This is a genomic window from Streptomyces sp. NRRL F-5135, from assembly GCF_000719775.1.
Taxonomy (GTDB): Bacteria; Actinomycetota; Actinomycetes; order Streptomycetales; family Streptomycetaceae; genus Streptomyces; species Streptomyces hebeiensis.
In genome coordinates, this window is the sequence record NZ_JOHR01000008.1 from 14,111 (window position 1) to 35,616 (window position 21,506).

Below are 21,506 nucleotides of genomic sequence, written 5' to 3' on the forward strand. Positions count from 1 at the left end.
CCGCACCCAACCTGCGCGGTCGAACCATCAGGAAATGAGGAGCAATGGCAATCCGCACGGTCTTCAAGAACGGGACCGTCTTCGACGGAACCTCAGCAGGCATGGGCGACCTCGTCATCGAAGGCCGCCACGTCGTCGATGTCGGAACCGATCTGGACGGTGATCACGTTGTGGACTGCTCAGGGAAGTCGGTCGTCCCCGGGCTGTTCGACTGCCACGTGCACGTGATGACCCGAGACTTCGACCTCGCACGCGCCGAACAACAAGCCTTCTCCCTGCAGTATTACGAAGCACAGCGCAACCTGTCGCTCCTGCTCGACCAAGGCATCACCTCTGCCCGGGATGCCGCAGGCGCGGACCTGGGGGTGAAGCAAGCGATCGCACAAGAACTCATCGAGGGACCACGACTGCAGATCGCGATCTCGATGCTGTCCCAAACGGGCGGGCACGGCGATGTCCATCTCCCCTCGGGAGGTCATCGATCGATCCCGATGATGACGGCACACCCCGGACGGCCCAACCCGATCGTCGACGGCCCGGACGGAGTGCGGCGAGGAGTCCGTGAAGTCCTGCGCGCGGGAGCCGACGCAATCAAGATCGCCACCACCGGCGGAGTCATGTCTCCAGGCGACAATCCCCGCCACGCCCACTTTCGCCCCGACGAGCTGGCGGTGATCGTCGCCGAAGCCGCCGCGGCCGACACCTACGTATTCGCCCACGCGCAGGGGACCGAGGGAATCAAGGCGGCCTTGCGGGCCGGCGTCCGTTCCATCGAACACGGCTACTACCTGGACGACGAAGCAGTCGACCTCATGCTCGAGCGTGGCGCCTGGCTCGTTCCCACGCTGTCAGCGACGCGCGCCATCGTTGACGCCGCTGACAGCGGCGTACCGATTCCGGAGGAGAACGCCAACCTTGCCCGTGAGGCCCTCGAAGCCCATCAGGCGAGCTTCGCACTCGCCGTCCAAGCGGGAGTGAAGATCGCCATGGGGACCGACAGCCCGCCCTACTGGAGCCCGGCGGCGAGCAACCTCAGAGAACTCGCTCTGATGGTGAACTCCTCGTCGATGTCCGCGCTGGATGCCTGGCGCGCCACGACGTCGAGCCCGGCCGAACTCCTCCGATTCGACACCGCCGGAAAGTTGGCACCCGGCAAGCTCGCGGATGTGGTCGTCATCGCGGGCAGTCTGTCCGATCTCGACGACCTTCGCGGCCGGGTCCGTCAGGTGTGGCTCGACGGCACGCGGGTACGGTGACGCGTGGTGCGCATGCCCTCGATCAAGCCCAGCGAACTGACAGCCGAGCAGCGCTCGCTCGACGGTCACGTCCGACAGCTCATGGCCGGGTTGCCCGCGCCGTTCACCTCGACTGATCCCGACGGCGCGCTGATCGGCCCGTTCCCGGTGATGCTCCGCTACCCCGGGCTCGCCCGCCCGCTGCTGGAGTGGTTCACGGCCGGCACCGGCGCCTCCGTCCTGCCCGCACGGGTGCGCGAGGTCGCGATTCTCACCACGGGCTCGCGGTATGCCGCGGCCTACGAGCTGTACTCACACTCCCGGGTCGCGCTGGCCGTCGGTCTGCCGGAGGACATCATCGAGGGCCTGGTCGCGGGGCAGCGCCCGGCAGGCATGACCGCCGAGGAAACGGTCGCTCACGATGTGGCAGCCCGGCTGCACAGCGGCGCGCCTTTGCCGGGCGCGCTCTACCGAGCCGGGGTCCGCGCCTTCGGCGACGCCGGTATGGCTGAACTCGTCTTCCTCGTCGCGCAGTATGCCGCCATCTCGGCGGTCCTCAATGCGTACGACGTGCCACTGCCGCCCGACGGCGACTGACTCCGCGCCAGCGAGACCCGGGACGGCAGACGGGTGTCCGCCGCTTCCCTGGCCCGGTGCGGCCGGCACACTCCGGCGCCATTGCCAGCGGCCAGGCAGACCAGTCGCGAGTCCGACGGCAGCGGCGGACGTGTGCACCGGCGGAACCCCGGCCACGGCTACGGCGTCTGCGTCAGGGACTTGTCCGCTGGTCGCCGCCGCTGTCCATAAGCGCCGGGGCCATCTGCCGGAGGTAGGTACGAGAGCGGGCGGCATCGGTGGCGGGCGGCGTGCCGTACACGGCGCGGTAGTCGCGTGAGAAGTGCGACGCGCTGCGATAGCCGACGGTACGGGCGGCCTGAGCCGCTGACTCCCCGAGAATCACCATGCGGTGCCGGGCCTCGCCAAGCCGCATCCGCTTGAGGTACTGCATCGGAGTCATCGAGGTTGCCTGCTTGAATCGTCCGAAGAGCGTCGATTCGCTGGTGTGGAGGGCTGCCGCGAGCATGGGCATCGTCCATGGTTCGCTCATCTTGTCGGTCAGGTACGCGACTGCCTGGACAACCACTGATCGCTCCTCCCCGTTCGTCGCGGCGAGAATGCGGGGCGCCTGTTCCGTCTGCAGGAGTCGGAGAATGACTTCACGCGCGATGGCTGGACCCAGAATCGGGATCGTCTCGGGCTCATCGAGCAGCCCGACGAGCCTGGCGAACGCGTCCGCGAGGCCTGGGGTCCACGTGCCGAGTCGTTCCAGCGATCCGGTGGACGGGTGGGAGTGGTGAGGAAGGGCAACGGCGACCTCCCGCACGAGCACAGGATCGAACTCCCAGGTCGCCGACAGGAAACCGTCGGCCGTGTCGGTCTCGACCACACCCGCCACGACCGGAAGATCGACGGGAGTCACCAGGAAGCGGTCACTGCCCCAGACGTCGTCGTCCGCGCCGATGACGGAGCGCTTCCTTCCGGCGAGAACCACGGCAAGCGAGGGCGCATAGCGCTGGAAGAGGAGGGGCGTGGTGCCACGAACATGCGACAGCCGCAGGCCGAGCCTCGCTGCGCGCGCCTTGTCATCGGCGTGCCGGGCGACGATGCCGGCCGAACGCCCAAGGCTCGCGCTGACTGCAGGCGCCGTGCTCGCACTCCCATCCACCGAAGTCATTTTACGCGGTCAGGCCTTACGGGATCAGGCAATAATGCCGTGGATTTCGGCAAGCCCGCGGTCGGCTCGATCGCCCAGCATTAACGCATGCAACAGAATCAAGCACTCCACGAGCTCCTCGAAGCCCTGCCCGCCGATGAGCGGCTGCGCGGGAGGACGGCTCTGATCACCGGATCGTCCAGCGGCATCGGGGAGGCGATCGCGAAAGTCCTCGCCGCTTCCGGCGCCGAGGTCGTCGTGTCCGGCCGGAACCCCGACCGCGCCGGAGCAGTCGCGGACGCGATTCGCGCGAAGGGCGGTACGGCGCACGTCGTGACCGCGGCTCTCGACGCGGAGCCTTCGGAGATTCGCGAGTTCGCCGCGCGAGCCGAGGCCGCCCTCGGGGGGAGCATCGACATCCTCGTGAACAACGCCGGCATCTACCCCGGCGGCAGCACGGCGGGCGTCACGGACGAGGAGATGCAGGCCCTGTGGGCGACGAACATCCGCGCACCGCATGTGCTCGTCGCCACCCTCGCTCCTCGTATGGCCGAGCGCGGCCATGGATCCATCATCAACATCGGCTCCTGGATGGCACGAGTGGGTGTGCCGTACATGGCGCTGTATCCAGCCACGAAGGCAGCGATCGAGCAGCTCACGCGCGCCTGGGCGGCGGAGTACGGACCGAGCGGCGTGCACGTCAACACAGTCGCGCCGGGAGCGACGGCCACGCCTGGCAACGGAGCCTCCGTCGATGTGCTCGCGGCGATGACGAAGGGCACCCCCGCGGGGGCGCCTGTGCGCCCGATCGACATCGCCTACGCAGTTCGCTGGCTGGTCGGCGACGAAGCGGCGTTCGTCCACGGCGCGACCTTCGACATCGACGGCGGAATCTACGCCACCCGCATGAGGTAGGGCACGCCCTGAGGCCGTTTCCCGGCGACGGCGGTCCGGGCCGGGCCCCGGTCGGAAGTCGTCGACGCCCCGCCGTCTCCCTCAGTCCGGGAGCAGTTGGCCCCGGCGGGAGAGCAGGAAGCGCTTGAAGGCCGCCACCGGCGGGGTGTCCTGGTGGCCGGCGAGCCAGGCGACGCCGATCTCGCGGGCCGCGCGCGGGGCCGTGACCGTCAGTTCCACGACTCCCGGGCGGGGCACGGCCGGTGGTGGCAGCAGTGCGACGCCCAGCCCGGCCGCGACCAGGCCCCGCAGGGTCTCCGCCTCCTCCCCCTCGAAGGCGACGCGCGGCCGGAAGCCCGCCTCGGCGCAGAGGTCGTCGGTGATCCGGCGCAGCCCGTAGCCCGGTTCGAGCGTGACGAAGGTTTCGTCGGCGGCCTCGGCGAGCCGGACCCGCCTGCGGCCCGCGAGCCGGTGGTCGTCGGGGACGACCAGCAGCAGCCGCTGCTCGTCCAGCCTGCGGGCGACCAGGTCGGGCGCGTCCGGCACCGGCGAGGTGAGGCACAGGTCCAGCTCGCCCGCGCGCAGCCGCTCGATCATCGCCTCGCCGTAGTTCTGCACGAGCTGGAAGCGCACCCTCGGATGGCCGGCGCGGAAGGCCCTGATCAGCGCCGGTACGGTCTCCGAGCCCATCGTGTGCAGAAAGCCGAAGGCGACCTTGCCGGAGGCCGGGTCCGCGTCGGCCCGTACGGACTCGGCGGCCCGCTCCACCTCCGCGAGGGCGCGCTCCACGGAGGCCAGGAACGTACGGCCCGCGTGGGTGAGGGTGACCGTACGGCCCCTGCGGGCGAACAGCGCGATCCCCAGGTCCTCCTCCAGCCGCACCATCGCCCGGGACAGCGTGGACTGCGGTACGCCCATCTCCTGCGCGGCGCGGGTCACATGCTCGTGCCGCGCCACGCCCGCGAAGTACGCGAGGCGCGGCGCGAGGACGGCCGGCCAGGACTCCGCGTCGAGATGGGAGATCGCCTGGATGTTGTTTTCGTAACCGTTCCATGACAGCCGCGGCCCTGAGCTGCGTTCATGCACCATGGGAACGATTATCGCCATTCCATGCATTGGACGCATGAAGATGCCGTGTCTAGCTTCGGAGACATGCCTTCCGCCAGTACCGAGGCACCCGCCACCACGCCGGGTGCCTCCGCCGCGCCGTCCGCGTCCACCGACGCTCCCGCTACCGCTGCCCCCGAACTGCTCGCCCCCGGCCGTCCCGGTTACCGCCGGATGAGCTTCGCGCTCTTCGCCGCCGGAGTCGCGACGTTCGCGCTCCTGTACTCGACACAGGCCCTGCTGCCCGCCATCTCCGCCGGACTCGGCGTGAGTGCCGGCCAGGCCAGTTGGACGGTGTCGGCGGCGACGGGCGCGCTGGCGCTGTGCGTACTGCCGCTGAGCGCGCTGTCCGAGCGGTTCGGGCGGCGCTCGATGATGACCGCGTCGCTGGCGGTCGCGGTGGCGGTCGGGCTGCTGGTGCCGTTCGCGCCGAACATCGAGACGCTGATCGCGCTGCGCGCCGTCCAGGGTGCCGCGCTGGCCGGGCTGCCGGCCTCGGCGATGGCGTTCCTCGCGGAGGAGGTACGGCCGAAGGCGCTGGTCACGGCGGTCGGCCTGTTCGTCGCGGGCAACAGCGTCGGCGGCATGAGCGGCCGTATCGTCACCGGCTGGGCCGCCCAGCTGTGGGGCTGGCGCGTGGCGCTCGGCGCGGTCGGGCTGATGGCCGTGGCCTGCGCGGTGGCCTTCCGCCTGCTGGTCCCCCGGGCACGCAACTTCACCGCCCGTTCGCTCAGCCCGCGCGCACTGGCGCGGACGGTCGGCGGGCATCTGTCGGACCCGCTGCTGCTGCGCCTGTACGCGATCGGCGCGCTGTTCATGACCGTCTTCGGCGGTGTGTACACCGTGATCGGCTACCGGCTGGTGGCGGAGCCCTTCGGCCTCCCGCAGGGCCTCATCGGCTCCGTCTTCCTGGTCTATCTGGTGGGCACGGTCTCGTCCTCATCGTCCGGCAAGCTGGTCGGGCGCGTGGGCCGGCGCGGCGCGCTGTACCTGGCGGTGAGCACGACGGCGGCCGGTCTGCTGCTGTCCCTGGCGGACACGATGGTGGCGGTGGTGCTGGGGCTCGTCCTGATCACGGCCGGCTTCTTCGCGGGCCACGCGGTCGCCTCGTCGGCGGTGAGCGGTACGGCGAAGACCGGCCGCGCGCAGGCGTCCGCGCTCTACCAGTCGGCCTACTACCTGGGCTCCAGCGCGGGCGGCACGCTCGGCGCGGTGGCCTTCCACGCGGGCGGCTGGGCGGCGACGGTGGGCCTCGGCCTGCTGGCGGTGCTCGGGGTCGTGTCGATCACGCTGTACGGGACGAGGGCGGCCCGGATCGAACGCCGCGGGGCAGCGCTCGCGCGCTGACGCGCGCTGATGCCGGGGGGCGCGCTGACGCGGCGGCGGGGCGGGCCCGGTCGGCGCGGGCGCCCGGTTCGTGCCCGGCCCGGTTCGGACGGGCACGTCATCCGGGCGGCGGGGCACCGTCGGTCGTGGGCGGCGCGTCGGTGGCGGGCGGGACCCCGGTCGCGGTCGGGACCTCGGTCGGGACCTCGGTCGGGAGCGGTCCGTCCGGCGTCGGCGGAGCGTCGCCCTCCGGCGCGGCGTCCGGCGTCGAAGAGGCATTGGCGGCCAGCAGCTCGCGCGTGTGGCGCAGCAGCGCCTCCCGTACCTCGTCGGGCGCCAGCACCCGTAGCGGCGTGGCCAGGCCCAGCAGGTAGCGCGCCAGGCCGTCCGCGTCCGGGCCGCCCACCTCGGTGATCGTCGCGTCCGGGCCGTCCGGGCGGTGGGTGCCGACCGTCGCCGGTATCAGCCGCAGCGCGCGGTCCATCGGCATCGGCAGGCGGACCGTAACTGACATCGGGTACGCGCTCGCCGCGATGCCGTGGGCGACGAGCAGTGCCGGATCGGGCGGCTCCGAGATGTCCACCGGTTCCCCGGTCGGCCGCGCCTCCACCACCCGGTCGGCACGGAACGTCCGCCACTCGTCCCGGGCCACGTCCCGCGCCACCAGGTACCAGCGGCGCCGTGCGCGCACGAGCCGGTACGGGTCGGCCTCCCGTACCGTGCTCCTGCCCTCACGGTCGCGGTACGAGAGCCGGACGCGCTCGCCCGCACGGCACACGGTGGCCAGGTTCAGCAGCACGCCGGGCCGTATCTGCCACACCCCGGGCCAGGGCGCGGTGACGAACGCCGCGTCCAGATCACCGAGCCGGTCCGCGACCCGCCCCGGCAGCACCTGGCGCAGCTTGAGCAGCGCGGACAGCGCGGCCTGGTCGCTGCCGAGCACCCCGCTCAGCGCTGCCTCGCGCAGCCCGACGGCCACCGCCAGCGCCTCCTCGTCGTCCAGGATCAGCGGGGGCACCCGCGTCCCCCGGCCCATGCGGTAGCCGCCCCACGGCCCCGGGTCGGACTCGACGCCGTAGCCCAGTTCGCGCAGCCGGGCGACGTCGCGACGGACCGTGCGGTCGGTGACGCCCATGCGCTCGGCGAGTTCGTCACAGGTCCAGGACGGACGTGAGGACAGCAGGGAGACCAGGCGCAGCAGCCGGGCGGAGGTACTGATCACACCCGGAAGTGTGCGGCACGACCAGGACCGAAGCTGTCCTGGTCCGGTTCTAACGTCGTCCGCATGAACGCAGAAACCACGGAAACCACGGGAACCCCGGCGGCCGCCGCGCCCGCCATCCGCTACGTCGCCGTCACCTTCGACTGCGCGGACCCCGCCGAACTGGCCCGCTTCTACGGCGAGGCCCTCGCCCTGCCCACGGTGTACGCCGGCGACGACTTCATCATGCTCGGCCAGGAGGGGGCCCCGGGGCTGGGCTTCCACCGGCTGCCCGACTACCGCCCGCCGGCCTGGCCGGACCCCACGGGGGAGCGGGGAAAGCAGGCGCACCTGGAGCTGGGGGTGGCGGACCTGGACGAGGCCGAGGCCCGGCTGGTGTCGCTGGGTGCCGTCAAGGCGCAGGAGCAGCCGAACCCGGACCGGTGGCGGGTACTGCTGGATCCTGCCGGTCACCCCTTCTGCGTCACGAACCTGGCCTGACCGCGACGTGCACGGGGCGGGCCGGCGGGCCGGCCCGCCCGTCGGCGGACAGGAGGAACTCTGACGCCTGTCCGCCCGCTCGCCTCTCCGCCCGCTCACCCGCTCCGATCAGGCGGTGTACTGGTACGCCGGGTAGGTGAGATAGCCCGCGTCGCCGCCCTGGTAGTACGTGGCCGTGTCGACGGGCGCGACCGGCAGGCCGGTGCGGAGCCGTTCCACCAGGTCGGGGTTTGCGATGAAGGCGCGGCCGAAGCTGATCAGGTCCGCGCCCAGACCGAGCCAGTGGTCGGCGGCGGTCCGGTCGGCCTGCTTCGGGCCCATCGGGAGTGCCGGGTTCATGATCAGGCTGCCGGGCCACGCGCGGCGCAGCCCGACCAGCACCTCCTCCTCGGCGGTCGCCTCCAGGTGCACGTAGGCGAGGTCGAAGCGGGCGAGTTCGGCGAGCAGGGCCGCGTACAGCTCCGGCACCTCGGTCTCCTCGACGCCCCAGAAGGTGCCGCCGGGCGAGAGCCTGATGGCGGTGCGGGCCGCGCCCACCGCGTCCACCGTGGCGGCGACCGCCTCGACGGCGAAGCGGATGCGGTGGGCGATGGGCCCGCCGTAGGAGTCGGTGCGCAGGTTGGCGTTGGAGGAGAGGAACTGCGAGATCAAGTAGCCGTTCGCGCCGTGCAGTTCGACGCCGTCGAACCCGGCGTCGACAGCGCGCCGGGCGGCCTCGGCGTACGAACGGGCCTGCTCGGGCACCTCGGAGGTGTCCAGGGCGCGCGGGACCGGCGCGGGCTGCGGCCCGGTCGGGGAGAACACGTCGCCCACGGCGGCGACGGCCGAGGGCCCGACCGGCTGGAGACCGGTGGTGTCGGGGTGCGAGACCCGGCCGCCGTGCATGATCTGGGCGAAGATGCGCCCGCCGTTGGCGTGCACCGCGTCGGTGACGGGCCGCCACGCCGCCACCTGCTCGTCGGTGTGCAGGCCCGGGGTGCCCGGGTTGGACTGCCCGACCAGGCTGGGCTGCACCCCCTCGCTGATGATCAGCCCGGCGGTGGCCCGCTGGGCGTAGTAGGCCGCCATGGACGGGGTCGCCAGGCCCCCGGCCGCGGCCCGGACCCGGGTCATCGGGGCCATGACGACACGGTTGGGCAGCTCCAGACCGCCGAGGCGGTGGCGGTCGAACAGCGTGGTCATCCCGGAACTCCTTCGTACGCGTCAGAGGCCCTGGAACGGCGGGCCCGACAAGCACGCTAAAACCTGACGTCAATGTGAGAGGCAAGCCATGTGGCGGGAGTCACAGCCCGGGCCCACCACGACGCCCGCCCCGCCGCCGCTTGACGGCGTCCTACCGGAAGCCGTCAACGGCAAGACCGATGATCAGGAAGCACAGCGCGGCCGAGCACACCAACACCGTGGCGCCGGAGGCGAGCAGCCACCATCCGACATGCTTGACGGACTTCATGTCCCGGCCTCCTCCTGCCCGGAGTCGAGCACACGGAGGTGTGTGTGCGACCGGGCGTGGCTCTGTACGCGGCGGTGCATGCGCCGGACACAGGAGCCGCAGTAGTAGAGATCCGCGACCTGACCGCCGGGAATGGTCGTGGTCCCGACCCACAGCACGCGAAGCCATGGCCGCTCGCACCAGCCCCAACACGCTCCCCAGGTCCAGTCGTTGCCGTCCTCTGTCCGGGCGGGCGCGGGAGTGCTGGGCCGGCCGACGCGCGGTGCGCCGTACCGGGCGACCGGGCTCACGACGAAGCCTCCGTGCGCAGCAGCAGCCACGGGCGCTGGATCACTTCCGTGAAGTCCGTGTGCTGCGGGTGGTCTCTCACGTGGGAGAACGTCCAGCCTCTCGCGGTCTCGAACAGCTCGGAGGTGGGGGACTCCGCGCCGCACCGCTTCCCGTCGTCACTCTCGGCCGCGCACCGGAAGGTGTGAAGGGTGGGCGGGTCGCCCGTGCGGTTCGGCGTGATGGTCCAGTCGACGAATCCGTGGCGCCGCCCCATGGCCGCGCTCCGTTCGCGCGTGAGGATCGAGGCGAGGGCGGCGGTGAAGACGGCCGAGTGCGCGTCGCCCCGACTCCGGGCGTTCTGCCGCGCGTTCTCGATACGCAGCCGTTCGGCGACGGTCGGCGGCCGGACGTACCGGGGCTCGGCCTCCCACTCGTGCCCGCCGCCGACGGGACGCAGGGACCAGTACGGGCCGGCGAGCCCTCGGAACTCTCCGACTCGGTCACCACGACTGGTGTCCACCATGAGCGCGCCTTGGGCGGGGACGGGCGGGGGATTCTGCCCAGTCGACGGGACGTTCTCTCCGAACACGACAACTCCTCTCCGTAACGACTTGACTACCGAGATGGTTCAGCGTGGCCTAGAGTCGGGAACCGTTCAACGTGGCAGGCGCGGCAGGAAAGTTAGGTGGCAAGTTGGTCAACCGAAAGGAACTCAACCCGGAGCGGAGCCCTCAGGCAGCCTACGGAGCACAACTGCGCAGCTCCAGGGAACAGAGGGGGTGGAAGCAAGAGGATCTAGCCGTGCGGATGGAATATTCCAGTACGCATATTTCATCCGTTGAAACCGGTCGCAAGATGCCAACTTTGCGCTTTGCGCGCAGCGCTGACCTCGCGCTCGACACCGGCGGCATGTTCGAGCGCAAGTACCGCGAGATCAGGCATGGCGCCTTGCTGGAAGGGTTCTCCGAGTACGTCGGCTACGAGAGCCGAGCTACGGAGGTCAGGCTGTACGAAATCGGCATCATCCCTGGCTTGCTTCAGACACCGGATTACGCCCGCGTGTTGGCGGATAGCGCCGTACGACGGGGCACCATCACACCCGAACAAGCAGAAGAACGAATCTCGTTCCTCGCCGAGCGTCAAGCAGCACTGATGCGGCCCCGACCCCGGTCACCGATGGTGTTCGTGACCATGGATGAAAGCTGTGTCCGTCGGCCCGTCGGTGGAAGTGCCGTCATGGACGCTCAGTTGGCGCGTCTGGTCGAGTTCGCCACGCTGCCGAACACAGTGCTGCAGATCGCACCGTTCGAGATCGGCGAGCGCCGTACGTTCGACCTGCCCGTCAACCTTCTGACGCTGCCGGATCGGTCCGTGCTCTGCTATGCAGAGTCGCAGACGCAAGGACACCTTGACCGAGAGAGCACGTCTGTGATGCCCGTGCTCACGGCCTACCATCAACTACAGGCAGAAGCGCTCTCCCAAGCGGCATCCGTGGCCGTGATCGAGCAGGTACGAAAGGGCATCCTGTGACGACCGATACTCCCCGCTGGTTCACCTCCTCCTACAGCAACAACGGCGGTAACTGCGTGGAGGTCGCCGCCAACCTCGCCGCCGGGCGCGGCATCGTCCCCGTCCGTGACTCCAAGAACCCCGGCGGTCCGGTCCTGGCCTTCCCCGCCGACGCGTTCGCCTCGTTCGTGGCGGGCGTCAAGGTCGCGGGGTTCGGGGCGGCCTGACCTTTCCGCACCCGGCTCGCTCCGTACGCGCCACCACAGGAACGGCCCCGTCACGCCTCCGAGTCGGAGGCACGGCGGGGCCGTTTCCGTGCGTGCTCGCGCAACCATGCGTGCCCCTGGCGTGTCCAACCCTTCAGGACGCGTCAACGCGTAAAGGCACGCGTCGAGTTGAAGGTTGAAGGGGGCCGGGCACATGGAACATCGCAGACGGCAGCATTCCGAACGACTGACGCGCGCTCGTCGCGCGGGGATCGCCACGGCCGGGATCGCCGGCCTCGTGGTCCCGCTGGCCGTATCGCTGGCCACGGCCGCGCCCGCGCAGGCGGCCTCGTGCACCACCAGTACCGGCCCGTACCAGAAGAAGGTCGAGAAGTTCCTGGGCAGGCCGGTGGACGGCAAGCAGTCCGCCGCCGACTGCAAGGCCACCCGCGCGTTCCAGGCCAAGCACGGCATCACCCCGACGATCGGCTACGCGGGACCCGTCACCTGGGGCGTGATGGACCTGATGAACAAGCAGAAGGCAGCGGGCAAGACGCCCAACAAGGCGAAGAAGTGCCCGACGAACAAGGGCCGTATCGCCTGCGTCGATCTCACGCGGCAGCTGAGCTGGATCCAGGACGGCAAGAAGCTGGTGTACGGGCCGGTGCCGGTGCGCACCGGGCGCGACGGCTACGAGACCAGGACCGGGCTCAAGAAGATCTACTGGAAGCACAAGAACCACGTCTCCACGATCTACGACGTGCCCATGCCCTACAGCCAGTTCTTCGACGGCGGCCAGGCCTTCCACTCGGCGAACCTGAGCATGTGGAACCCGCCCGGTTCGCACGGATGCGTGAACATGACGTCGAAGGACGCGGCGGCGTACTGGTCGCGGCTGAAGACGGGCGACGATGTCTACGTTTACGGCCGTAAGCCGGGAACCTGAGCGGTTTGTCAGTGCCCTGCGGTAGCTTCCGGGGTGTGGGGGTCTTTGGGGCGACCTCCGGGGCGAGTGGGGTGACCGATGAGTGATCTTGTTGCGGCACAGGAACCGGATTCCCGGCTGGAGCGGTACCGGACGGAGCTGACCGGTTACTGCTACCGGATGCTGGGGTCGTCCTTCGAGGCCGAGGACGCCGTGCAGGACACGCTGGTGCGCGCGTGGCGGAGCTTCGAGAAGTTCGAGGGGCGGTCGTCGCTCAGATCCTGGCTCTACCGGATCGCGACGAACGTCTGCGTGGACATGCTGAACGCGGGCAATCGCCGGGCGCGTCCCATGGACCTGACCGCCGCCACACCGGTGGCTCAGGCCCAGCTCACCGCCCGCCCGGAGACCACCTGGCTCGAGCCGGTGCCGGACGGCCGGGTGCTGCCCTCGGTGGCGGACCCGGCCGAGGCGGCGGTGGAGCGGGAGACGATCCGGCTGGCCTTCGTCGCCGCGCTCCAGCACCTGCCGCCCAAGCAGCGCGCCGTACTGATCCTGCGGGAGGTGCTGGCGTGGAAGGCGAGCGAGGTGGCCGAGCTGCTGGACACGTCGGTCGCCTCGGTCAACAGCGCGCTCCAGCGGGCGCGCGCCACGCTCGCCGACTCGCCCCCTGCCGCCTCCGATCCGGCGAACCCGCTGGACGAGGAGCAGAAGGCCCTGCTGGAGCGGTACGTGGCGGCGTTCGAGGACTACGACATGAAGGCGCTGACCACCCTTCTGCACGACGACGCGAAGTTCACGATGCCGCCGTTCGACCTGTGGCTCCAGGGCCACGACGACATCACCGGCTTCATGCTCACCATCGGCGCGGGCTGCCGGGGCTCGCGTCTGGTGCCGACGGTGGCCAACGGCACGCCGGCCTTCGCGCACTACAAGCCGGCGGAGTCGGGCGACGGGTTCGTGCCGTGGGCGCTCCAGGTCCTGGAGATCGAGGACGGCAGGATCGCCGGGCTGCACTGCTTCCTGGACACGGATCGCTGGTTCCCGCTGTTCGACCTGCCACCTCGGCTGGAGAAGGCGGACGGCTGACGGTCACAGGGACGGGCGGCTGACCGTCACAGGGGCGGACGGTGCGGTCGAGGCGGGTCCCCGGACGGCTCGAACGGCTGCGCCTCCGCCACCTCCGCCAGACCCACGAGGTCCAGCAGCAGCCGCAGTTCCCGTCCGGCCCCCACCAGCCGCAGTCGGCGTCCGTGGCGGAGCGCGGCGAGCCGCAGCCGGGCCAGGGCGTCGACGGCGGCGAGGTTGGCGCGGTCGAGCCGGGTGACGTCGCAGACCACGTCGTGGACCACCTCGGGGGCCGCGTCGTCCCGGGGTCGTCCGACGTCCCCGGGTGGGCCGGTGTCCCCGCGTGGTCCGGCGTCTCCAGGGGCTCGGGGTGTGTCGCGGAGCTTGAGGCTCAGCTCCGCGCACAGCCTCGGCACGTCGGCCGGGGTGAGCGTGCCGACGAGGGCGAGCAAGATCGGTTCCGTGGCATCCACACGGAAGAGACCGGCCACACACCCGGAACTCATCGCGACACCCTCGGCACGGCCCGTACGCTGCCGGGCATGACCTTCGATCCCGCACCTGCCGAGGACCAGCCGATCGAACTGGTGATCTTCGACTGCGACGGCGTACTCGTGGACAGCGAGCGCATCGCCGTACGGGTGGACGCGCGGGTCTTCGCCGCGCTGGGCTGCGATTTCACGGAAGAGGAGATCATCGAGCGCTTCGTCGGCTCGTCGTCCGAGATCTACGAGGCCGCCGTCGAGGAGCGGCTGGGGCGTCCGCTGGAGCCGGGCTGGCACCTGCCGTACAAGCATCTCTACGAGGAGGCGTTCGCCACGGAGCTGACGGCGGTCGACGGCATCGCCGAGGTGCTGGAGAGCTTCGGGCTCCCGTTCTGCCTCGCCTCGAACGGCGGGCACAAGGGCATCCGCCGAAATCTTCGGACGACGGGGCTGTACGGCCACTTCGAGGGCCGGATCTTCAGCGCCGAGGACGTCGCCCGGGGCAAGCCCGCCCCGGACCTGTTCCTCCACGCGGCCCGCACGCTCGGGGCGGACCCGGCGCGCTGCGCGGTGGTGGAGGACAGCCCGTACGGCGTCCAGGCGGCTCGGGCGGCCGGCATGCGGTCGTTCGGCTACGCGGGCGGCCTGACGGCGGCGCACCGCCTGGAGGGCCCCGGCACGGTCGTCTTCGAGGACATGCGCGCGTTGCCTGGGCTGCTGGCGGCCGGGCTCCCGTCGGCTGACGTCTGTTAGCTGACGGGGAAGGTGGCGGTGTCCAGGGTCAGGTCGAAGGGGGCGGGGAGGGTGAGCTTGTCGCCGTACTCGACCGACTCCAGGACGCGGTACGTGCCGCCCTGGGGGTCCCCGTAGAGCGTCGCCGTCGGCCGGCCCGAGTGCCAGGGATCGAGCAGCAGGTAGAGCGGGACCCCGGCCTGGGCGTAACCGTGCGCCTTGGCGATGCGATCGTGGTTGGCGTTGCCGGACGAAGTGATCTCGACGACGAGCTTCGCCCGGCTGGCGGGAAACAGATCCCCGGGCGCGGGCCTGTCTTCCTCCGCCACCACCATCAAGTCCGGGATGAACAACCCGCTACGACTTGGAACGGCCGCCTCCTGCATCTGGAACACATGCCAATCCTCCGGAATCACGGCGAGCAGGCGGCGATTTACCCGGGAGGCGGCAAGGCTGTGGTCGCAGGACGGCGGCGGTGAGACCGTGACGATCCCCTCGATGATCTCCACCTTGCAGCCCTTGGGTGCGTCCGTCTCCGTCCAGATACGGACGAGGTCGTCCCAGCCGAAACCCGGCTCGTGGTCGACGGCGAGTGCGCTCACGGCGGTCTCCGTTTCGTTTGCGTAGCGCCACCGATCTCAGCACGCAGAACGGGACCGGTGGACGGCCACCGGTCCCGTTCATCCGAATGGGTGTCCTCGCTGATCAGGCGATACGTTCCCGCACCACCGGCGTCGCCTCGTACGCCGTTCCCGCCGGGGCGAGGTCGTACGTGTCCGCCAGCGCCTGGAGCGCGTAGTCGAACTTCTCCGGCGTGTCCGTGTGCAGGGTCAGCAGCGGCTGCCCCGCCGTGACCGCGTCGCCCGGCTTGGCGTGGAGCTCGACGCCCGCGCCCGCCTGGACCGGGTCCTCCTTGCGGGCGCGGCCCGCGCCGAGGCGCCAGGCCGCGACGCCGACCCCGTACGCGTCGAGGCGCGTCAGGACACCGGACGCGGGAGCCGTGACCACGTGCTGTTCGCGGGCCACCGGGAGCTTCGCGTCCGGGTCGCCGCCCTGGGCGCTGATCATCCGGCGCCAGACGTCCATCGCCGAGCCGTCGGCCAGGGCCTTCGCCGGGTCCGCGTCCGTCAGGCCCGCCGCGTCGAGCATCTCGCGCGCCAGGGCCAGGGTCAGCTCCACCACGTCCGCCGGGCCGCCGCCCGCGAGGACCTCGACGGACTCGCGGACCTCCAGCGCGTTGCCCGCCGTACGGCCGAGCGGGGTGGACATGTCGGTGAGCAGGGCCACCGTCCGTACCCCGTGGTCGGTGCCCAGGCCCACCATCGTGGCGGCCAGCTCACGGGCGTCCTCGACGGTCTTCATGAAAGCGCCGGAGCCGACCTTGACGTCCAGGACCAGCGAGCCGGTGCCCTCGGCGATCTTCTTGGACATGATCGAGGAGGCGATCAGCGGAATCGCCTCCACCGTGCCCGTGACATCGCGCAGCGCGTAGAGCTTCCGGTCCGCCGGGGCCAGCCCGTCGCCCGCCGCGCAGATGACGGCGCCGGTGGAGTCCAGGACGTCCAGCATCTCGGCGTTCGACAACAGCGCCCGCCAGCCGGGGATGGCCTCCAGCTTGTCCAGGGTGCCGCCGGTGTGGCCGAGGCCGCGCCCGCTGAGCTGCGGGACGGCCGCGCCGCACGCCGCCACCAGCGGGGCCAGCGGCAACGTGATCTTGTCGCCGACGCCGCCCGTCGAGTGCTTGTCGGCCGTGGGCCGGGACAGCGCGGAGAAGTCCATGCGCTCGCCGGAGGCGATCATGGCGGCGGTCCAGCGGGCGATCTCGGCGCGATTCATGCCGTTGAGCAGGATCGCCATCGCGAGCGCCGACATCTGCTCGTCGGCGACCTCGCCCCGCGTGTAGGCGTCGATCACCCAGTCGATCTGCTCCGGGCTCAGCTCGCCCCGGTCACGCTTGGTGCGGATGACGGAGATGACGTCCATGGCGCGTTCCTTTCTTTTTTGGGCTCGGTTCGCCTCCGGGGCGCTCGCTGTACCCATCAGCGGCCTCCGGCCGCGGGCCCTGTCGACGGTCGACCGTGCTCGGTTTGCCTGCGCGGCGGAGCCGCACATCGACACTGCCTCACAAACCTCCGCCCACGCGGCGGAGCCGCATATCGAGCACAGCCTCCCTTTCGACAGCGGCGCGCCCCAGCTGCCGGCAGCGGCCGCACGGCACCAGCACCTGGCCCGTACCGTCCACGCAGGTGAAGTGGGTGAGCCGGCCGCCGCCGCTCAGGCGGAGGGCCGAGACCAGGCCGCACTCGGCGCACAGGCCGATGCCGTACGAGGCGTTCTCGACGTTGCAGCCGGTGACCGTGCGGCCGTCGTCGACCAGGGCCGCCGCGCCGACCGGGAAGTGCGAGTACGGGGCGTACGCGCGGGACATGGCCTCCCGCGCGGCGGTCCGCAGGGCCTCCCAGTCGACCCCGTCCCCACCGCTCCCGGAGCCGGAGCCGGGGTCCGGAGCGGGCGGCGGGGCCGTCATGTGCCCTGGCCCTTCCGGTACGGCAGACCGTCCGCCTTCGGCATCCGCAGCCGCTGCGCCGAGAGCGCCAGGACCAGCAGTGTCGTCACGTACGGAGCGGCGTCCACGAACTGGCTGGGCACCTGGTCCGTCAGCGCGTACCAGAGGAACAGCAGCGCCGCGACGGCCGCCGAGACCACGGCCGCGACGTACTTCTTCTTGTACAGCTGCCAGGCCACGACCAGCACGAGCAGGATGCCGAGGAGCAGCAGCATGGCGTGCACGTTCTCGGCGCCGCCGCGCAGCTTGAGGCTGTCGGTGAAGCCGAAGAGCCCGGCGCCGAGGGCGAGTCCGCCCGGCATCCAGTTGCCGAAGATCATCGCGGCGAGGCCGATGTAGCCGCGGCCGCCGGTCTGGCCCTCCTGGTAGATACCGGTGGCCACGATCGCGAGGAAGGCGCCGCCGAGACCGGCGAGGCCGCCGGAGACGGTCACGGCGATGTACTTGTACCGGTAGACGTTGACGCCGAGCGACTCCGCGGCGACCGGGTTCTCGCCGCACGAGCGCAGCCGCAGGCCGAACGCCGTGCGCCACAGCACCCACCAGGTGCCGGGCACGAGCAGCAGCGCGACCACGGTCAGCAGCGACAGGTCGGTCACCAGGCCGCCTATGACGCCCGCGAGGTCCGAGACCAGGAACCAGTGTCTGGCCTGGAGGTCCTGCATCCAGTCGGCCAGGCCGGGGACGGTGATCTCGGTGATCGCGTCGATGCGCGGGGACTGCTTGGAGGAGCCGCCCTCGACGCCGTCGAAGGCGAAGTTCGACAGGTAGCGGGTGGCGCCGACGGCGAGGATGTTGATGGCCACACCGGAGACGATGTGGTTCACGCCGAAGGTGACGGTGACGACGGCGTGCAGCAGGCCGCCGAGCGCGCCGCCGAGGATGCCGAGGACGACGCCGGCCCAGGGGCCCCATTGGAAGCCGGCCCAGGCCCCGAACCAGGTGCCGAGGACCATCATGCCTTCGAGGCCGATGTTGACGACGCCCGCGCGCTCCGCCCACAGGCCGCCGAGTCCGGCGAGGCCGATGGGGATGGCGAGTTCGAGGGCGCCGGAGACCTGGCCGACCGAGGTGATGTCGTCCGCGCCGCTGATCAGCCGGACCAGCGAGACGAGGGCCAGCGCGCCCGCGATGATCAGCAGGACGACGGGGAGGGTGAGGGGGCGGCGGCCGCCCTTCTTGGGAGCGGAGCCGCGGGCGGAGCCGGCGCCGGCGCGCGTCGTACTCGTACTCGTCGTGCCCGTACTACTGGTGCTCGAACTCGTGCTCACAGCGCGGCCCCCTCCTTCTGGTTCTTGCCGTTGTTGTTCTCGTCGCCCCGGTCGTCGCCGTCCGCGTCGGACCGGCCGGCGGTGTGCGCGGTCGCGAGGGCGCCTCCGGCGGCGAGTTCCTCGCCGACCTTCTGCTGCTGGCGGCGCAGCCCGTAGCGGCGGACGAGTTCGTAGGAGACCACGACGGAGATCACGATCAGGCCCTGCATGATCGTGGCGATCTCCTTCTCGTACCCGTACTGGTCGAGGGAGGCCGACGTCTTGTCGAGGAAGGCGATCAGCAGCGCGCTGAAGGCGATGCCGAGCGGGTTGTTGCGGCCGAGGAGCGCGATGGTGATGCCGGTGAAGCCGATGCCGGTGGGGAAGTCGAGGCTGTAGGTGTGGGTGTCGCCGAGCAGCGTGGGCATACCGGCGAGCCCGGCGACCCCGCCGGAGATCAGCATCGAGGTGAGGATCATCTTCTTGGCGTCGACGCCGGACGCCTGGGCCGCGCTCTCGCTGGCGCCCGTGGCGCGCAGGTCGAAGCCGAAGCGGGTGCGGCCGAGGACGAACCAGTAGAGGATGCCGCAGGCGGCGGCCACGAAGGTGAAGCCGTAGATCTCGCCGGCCTCGGCGCCCATGGACAGCCCGGGGAACCAGCCGGACTCGGGGATGTCACCGGTCGTCAGGTTGTTGGAGCCGGCGGGCTGGACGCCGAAGTTCTTGGGCAGGATCAGCCAGGCCACGAGGCTGGTGGCGATCGAGTTGAGCATGATCGTGGAGACGACCTCGCTCACCCCGCGGGTGGTCTTCAGGATGCCCGCGATCCCGGACCAGAAGGCGCCGACCAGCATCGCGACGATCACGATGAGCGCGATCTGGAGGGGTCCCGGCAGGTCGACGCTGGCGCCGACGAGCGCGGCCATCATCGCCGCGAGCCGGTACTGGCCGTCGACCCCGATGTTGAACAGGTTCATCCGGAAGCCGATGGCGACCGCGAGGGCGGCCAGGTAGTACGTGCCGGCCTGATTGACGATCAGGACCTGGATGTCGACGTAGGTCGCCGACTCGAACATGATCCGGTACGGCTCGACGGGGTCACTGCCGGAGACGTACAGCACCACGGTGGTGAGGGCGATGGCGACGACCAGCGCGAGCACCGGGCCGGCGAAGCCCAGGATCAGCCGGTCCTTGTCGAGTTTCTTCATCGGGCATCGTCCTTCGGGGGTGCTGCCTTCGGCGCCGGTTCCGGAACCTCGGTGGTCTCGGTGGTCTCTGCGGCCTCGGGAGCCCCGGGGGCCGGGGCGGCGGCATCGTCGGCGCCGTCGGACCCTTCCGTCCCGTGTGCCTCCAGGTGCCCCGTGGCCGCGCCCGTCATCGCCGAGCCCAGTTCCTCCGGGGTGATGGTGGCGGGGTCGGCGTCGGCCACGAGCCGGCCCCGGTACATCACCCTCAGGGTGTCGGACAGCCCGATCAGCTCGTCCAGGTCGGCGGAGACCAGCAGCACGGCGAGGCCCTCGCGGCGCGCCTCGCGGATCTGGTCCCAGATCTGCGCCTGCGCGCCGACGTCCACCCCGCGCGTGGGGTGGGCGGCGATCAGCAGCTTGGGGGCGTGGCTCATCTCGCGGCCGACGATCAGCTTCTGCTGGTTGCCGCCGGACAGGGAGGCCGCGGTGACCTCGATCCCGGGCGTGCGGACGTCGTACTCGCGCACGATGCGTGTCGTGTCCTCGCGCGCGGCCCGCGGACTGAGGAGCCCGCCCCGGCTGTTGGGCCGCTCGGTCACATGGCCGAGGATGCGGTTCTCCCAGAGCGGTGCCTCCAGCAGCAGCCCGTGCCGGTGCCGGTCCTCCGGTACGTAGCCGATCCCGCGCTCGCGGCGCTTGCGGGTGGGCGCGTGCGAGATGTCGGCGCCGTCGAGGGTGATCGCGCCGCCGTCGGGGTCGCGCAGCCCCATCAGGGCCTCGATCAGCTCGGTCTGGCCGTTTCCCTCGACGCCGGCGATGCCGAGGACCTCACCCTGGTGGATGGTGAAGGTGATGTCGTCGAGGACGTCGCGTATGGCTCCGTCCGGGTCCGTCGCGGTCAGCCGCAGCCCGGCGACGTCCAGCATCGGACGGTCCGTCACCGTCGAGTCGCGGGTCTCGGGCGAGGGCAGCTCGCTGCCGACCATCAGCTCGGCGAGCTGCTTGGAGGTGGTGGCCGCCGGGTCGGCGGTGCCCACGGTCGTACCGCGCCGGATGACGGTGATCTCGTCCGCGACCGACAGCACCTCCCCCAGCTTGTGCGAGATGAAGATGACCGTCAGGCCCTCGGCCTTGAGCTCGCGCAGGTTCTCGAAGAGGGCGTCGACCTCCTGCGGGACCAGGACGGCGGTGGGCTCGTCCAGGATGAGGATGCGGGCGCCCCGGTAGAGGACCTTGAGGATCTCCACGCGCTGCCGGTCGGCGACGCCGAGGTCCTCGACGAGCACGTCGGGGCGGACGCCGAGACCGTACGCCTCGGAGATTTCCACGATCTTCTTGCGGGCCTTGGAGCCGATGCCGTACAGGTTCTCCGCGCCGAGGACGACGTTCTCCAGCACGGTGAAGTTGTCGGCGAGCATGAAGTGCTGGTGCACCATGCCGATGCCGCGCGCGATGGCGTCGGCGGGGCCGGCGAAGGCGGCCTGGACTCCGTCGACGGTGATGGTTCCCTCGTCGGGCTTCTGCATCCCGTAGAGGATCTTCATCAGGGTGGACTTGCCGGCGCCGTTCTCCCCGCAGAGGGCGTGCACGGTGCCCTTGTGGACGGTGATGTGTATGTCGCTGTTGGCGACCACGCCGGGGAAGCGTTTGGTGATGCCGTGCAGCTCCACCGCGGGGGGAGCCGCCGTGGAGGGGGCGGAGGCGGGGGCTGTGCTGGACGCGTTGATGACGGACTCTCCTTGGCCGAAAAGGAGTGGAGGGGCGGGTGAGACAGGTGAGGCAGGCGGGGTGAAGCTATCGCGCCGGAGGTACGTCTACACGCGTAGCGCAGCCGAATCGTAAGGCGAGGGTGTGCGGCCCGCCGAGTGATCGGCCAGGAC

Annotated in this window: 22 protein-coding genes and 1 pseudogene; 10 read left to right on the forward strand and 13 right to left on the reverse strand. The window is 70.8% G+C overall.

Translation table 11 applies throughout. From position 1 onward, the window contains the following. Positions 1–44 precede the first annotated feature (44 nt). Both IG02_RS0115070 and IG02_RS0115075 read left to right on the forward strand, forming a co-directional pair. The gene (locus IG02_RS0115070) at positions 45–1,256 is read left to right on the forward strand and encodes a metal-dependent hydrolase family protein (protein WP_030746957.1); all 1,212 of its coding nucleotides are present in this window, start codon (positions 45–47) and stop codon (positions 1,254–1,256) included. A 12-nt stretch (positions 1,257–1,268) separates the two neighbouring features. Then, positions 1,269–1,832, forward strand: coding sequence for a carboxymuconolactone decarboxylase family protein (locus tag IG02_RS0115075; protein ID WP_158712295.1), 564 nt, complete (start codon positions 1,269–1,271; stop codon positions 1,830–1,832). A gap of 172 nt (positions 1,833–2,004) precedes the next feature. On the opposite strand, the gene IG02_RS0115080 is transcribed toward IG02_RS0115075, so the two are convergent. Further along, complete coding sequence (locus tag IG02_RS0115080) at positions 2,005–2,961, reverse strand: AraC family transcriptional regulator (protein ID WP_234314751.1); 957 nt, start codon at positions 2,959–2,961, stop codon at positions 2,005–2,007. Between the two features lie 96 nt (positions 2,962–3,057). Between IG02_RS0115080 and IG02_RS0115085 the strand changes: the two genes are divergently transcribed. Then, positions 3,058–3,864 carry an SDR family NAD(P)-dependent oxidoreductase gene (locus IG02_RS0115085; RefSeq protein WP_030746966.1) on the forward strand — a complete coding sequence of 269 codons (807 nt, stop codon included), beginning with the start codon at positions 3,058–3,060 and terminating at the stop codon, positions 3,862–3,864. 81 nt (positions 3,865–3,945) lie between these two features. On the opposite strand, the gene IG02_RS0115090 is transcribed toward IG02_RS0115085, so the two are convergent. Further along, positions 3,946–4,932 carry a LysR family transcriptional regulator gene (locus IG02_RS0115090; RefSeq protein ID WP_030746969.1) on the reverse strand — a complete coding sequence of 329 codons (987 nt, stop codon included), beginning with the start codon at positions 4,930–4,932 and terminating at the stop codon, positions 3,946–3,948. A 63-nt stretch (positions 4,933–4,995) separates the two neighbouring features. Here IG02_RS0115090 and IG02_RS0115095 point away from each other — a divergent pair, with 63 nt between their 5' ends. Beyond that, positions 4,996–6,297, forward strand: coding sequence for an MFS transporter (locus IG02_RS0115095; RefSeq protein ID WP_030746973.1), 1,302 nt, complete (start codon positions 4,996–4,998; stop codon positions 6,295–6,297). A 97-nt stretch (positions 6,298–6,394) separates the two neighbouring features. Here the strand turns inward: IG02_RS0115095 and IG02_RS0115100 are convergent, their stop codons facing one another. After that, positions 6,395–7,498, reverse strand: coding sequence for a helix-turn-helix transcriptional regulator (locus IG02_RS0115100; protein WP_078854499.1), 1,104 nt, complete (start codon positions 7,496–7,498; stop codon positions 6,395–6,397). 63 nt (positions 7,499–7,561) lie between these two features. Here IG02_RS0115100 and IG02_RS0115105 point away from each other — a divergent pair, with 63 nt between their 5' ends. Continuing rightward, entirely contained in the window at positions 7,562–7,978 is a 417-nt protein-coding gene (locus IG02_RS0115105) for a VOC family protein (protein WP_030746980.1), read from the forward strand. 108 nt (positions 7,979–8,086) lie between these two features. Here IG02_RS0115105 and IG02_RS0115110 read toward each other — a convergent pair whose 3' ends face one another. From IG02_RS0115110 to IG02_RS0115120, 3 genes and pseudogenes are all read right to left on the reverse strand, one after another. Beyond that, complete coding sequence (locus IG02_RS0115110; protein WP_030746982.1) at positions 8,087–9,160, reverse strand: alkene reductase; 1,074 nt, start codon at positions 9,158–9,160, stop codon at positions 8,087–8,089. Positions 9,161–9,424: 264 nt separating this feature from the next. Then, positions 9,425–9,718: a hypothetical protein gene (locus IG02_RS41545; protein ID WP_158712296.1), complete on the reverse strand. Its 294-nt coding sequence runs from the start codon at positions 9,716–9,718 to the stop codon at positions 9,425–9,427. A gap of 317 nt (positions 9,719–10,035) precedes the next feature. Continuing rightward, positions 10,036–10,287: pseudogene (locus IG02_RS0115120) on the reverse strand (hypothetical protein); the annotation flags it as partial. 104 nt (positions 10,288–10,391) lie between these two features. On the opposite strand from IG02_RS0115120, the gene IG02_RS0115125 reads away from it, so the two are divergent. From IG02_RS0115125 to IG02_RS0115140, 4 genes are all read left to right on the forward strand, one after another. After that, a complete protein-coding gene (locus tag IG02_RS0115125; RefSeq protein ID WP_030746988.1) occupies positions 10,392–11,228 on the forward strand; it encodes a helix-turn-helix domain-containing protein in 837 nt (278 codons plus the stop codon). Continuing rightward, a complete protein-coding gene (locus tag IG02_RS0115130) occupies positions 11,225–11,434 on the forward strand; it encodes a DUF397 domain-containing protein (protein WP_030746991.1) in 210 nt (69 codons plus the stop codon). Before IG02_RS0115125 ends, IG02_RS0115130 begins: the two co-directional genes overlap by 4 nt. A 193-nt stretch (positions 11,435–11,627) precedes the next feature. Continuing rightward, positions 11,628–12,359, forward strand: coding sequence for a L,D-transpeptidase family protein (locus IG02_RS0115135; RefSeq protein ID WP_078854500.1), 732 nt, complete (start codon positions 11,628–11,630; stop codon positions 12,357–12,359). A 78-nt stretch (positions 12,360–12,437) separates the two neighbouring features. After that, entirely contained in the window at positions 12,438–13,427 is a 990-nt protein-coding gene (locus IG02_RS0115140) for a sigma-70 family RNA polymerase sigma factor (RefSeq protein WP_030746996.1), read from the forward strand. Between the two features lie 26 nt (positions 13,428–13,453). On the opposite strand, the gene IG02_RS36385 is transcribed toward IG02_RS0115140, so the two are convergent. Next, positions 13,454–13,858 (reverse strand): STAS domain-containing protein, encoded by a 405-nt coding sequence (locus IG02_RS36385; RefSeq protein ID WP_324604730.1) that lies wholly within the window; start codon positions 13,856–13,858, stop codon positions 13,454–13,456. Between the two features lie 90 nt (positions 13,859–13,948). Here IG02_RS36385 and IG02_RS0115150 point away from each other — a divergent pair, with 90 nt between their 5' ends. Beyond that, positions 13,949–14,644, forward strand: a complete 696-nt coding sequence (locus IG02_RS0115150) for an HAD family hydrolase (RefSeq protein WP_199814024.1) — start codon at positions 13,949–13,951, stop codon at positions 14,642–14,644. On the opposite strand, the gene IG02_RS0115155 is transcribed toward IG02_RS0115150, so the two are convergent. From IG02_RS0115155 to IG02_RS0115180, 6 genes are all read right to left on the reverse strand, one after another. Further along, complete coding sequence (locus tag IG02_RS0115155; RefSeq protein ID WP_030747002.1) at positions 14,641–15,225, reverse strand: Uma2 family endonuclease; 585 nt, start codon at positions 15,223–15,225, stop codon at positions 14,641–14,643. The genes IG02_RS0115150 and IG02_RS0115155 overlap by 4 nt on opposite strands. Before the next feature lie 103 nt (positions 15,226–15,328). Beyond that, complete coding sequence (locus IG02_RS0115160) at positions 15,329–16,606, reverse strand: thymidine phosphorylase (protein WP_030747005.1); 1,278 nt, start codon at positions 16,604–16,606, stop codon at positions 15,329–15,331. Between the two features lie 139 nt (positions 16,607–16,745). Beyond that, on the reverse strand, positions 16,746–17,150 hold the full coding sequence (locus tag IG02_RS36390; protein ID WP_078854501.1) for a cytidine deaminase: 405 nt from the start codon (positions 17,148–17,150) through the stop codon (positions 16,746–16,748). Next, positions 17,147–18,460 carry an ABC transporter permease gene (locus IG02_RS0115170; protein WP_030747011.1) on the reverse strand — a complete coding sequence of 438 codons (1,314 nt, stop codon included), beginning with the start codon at positions 18,458–18,460 and terminating at the stop codon, positions 17,147–17,149. The genes IG02_RS36390 and IG02_RS0115170 overlap by 4 nt, the downstream gene beginning before the upstream one ends. Then, on the reverse strand, positions 18,457–19,647 hold the full coding sequence (locus tag IG02_RS0115175; RefSeq protein WP_234314752.1) for an ABC transporter permease: 1,191 nt from the start codon (positions 19,645–19,647) through the stop codon (positions 18,457–18,459). Before IG02_RS0115175 ends, IG02_RS0115170 begins: the two co-directional genes overlap by 4 nt. Further along, positions 19,644–21,296, reverse strand: coding sequence for an ABC transporter ATP-binding protein (locus IG02_RS0115180; protein WP_051765062.1), 1,653 nt, complete (start codon positions 21,294–21,296; stop codon positions 19,644–19,646). The genes IG02_RS0115175 and IG02_RS0115180 overlap by 4 nt, the downstream gene beginning before the upstream one ends. Positions 21,297–21,506 lie beyond the last annotated feature (210 nt).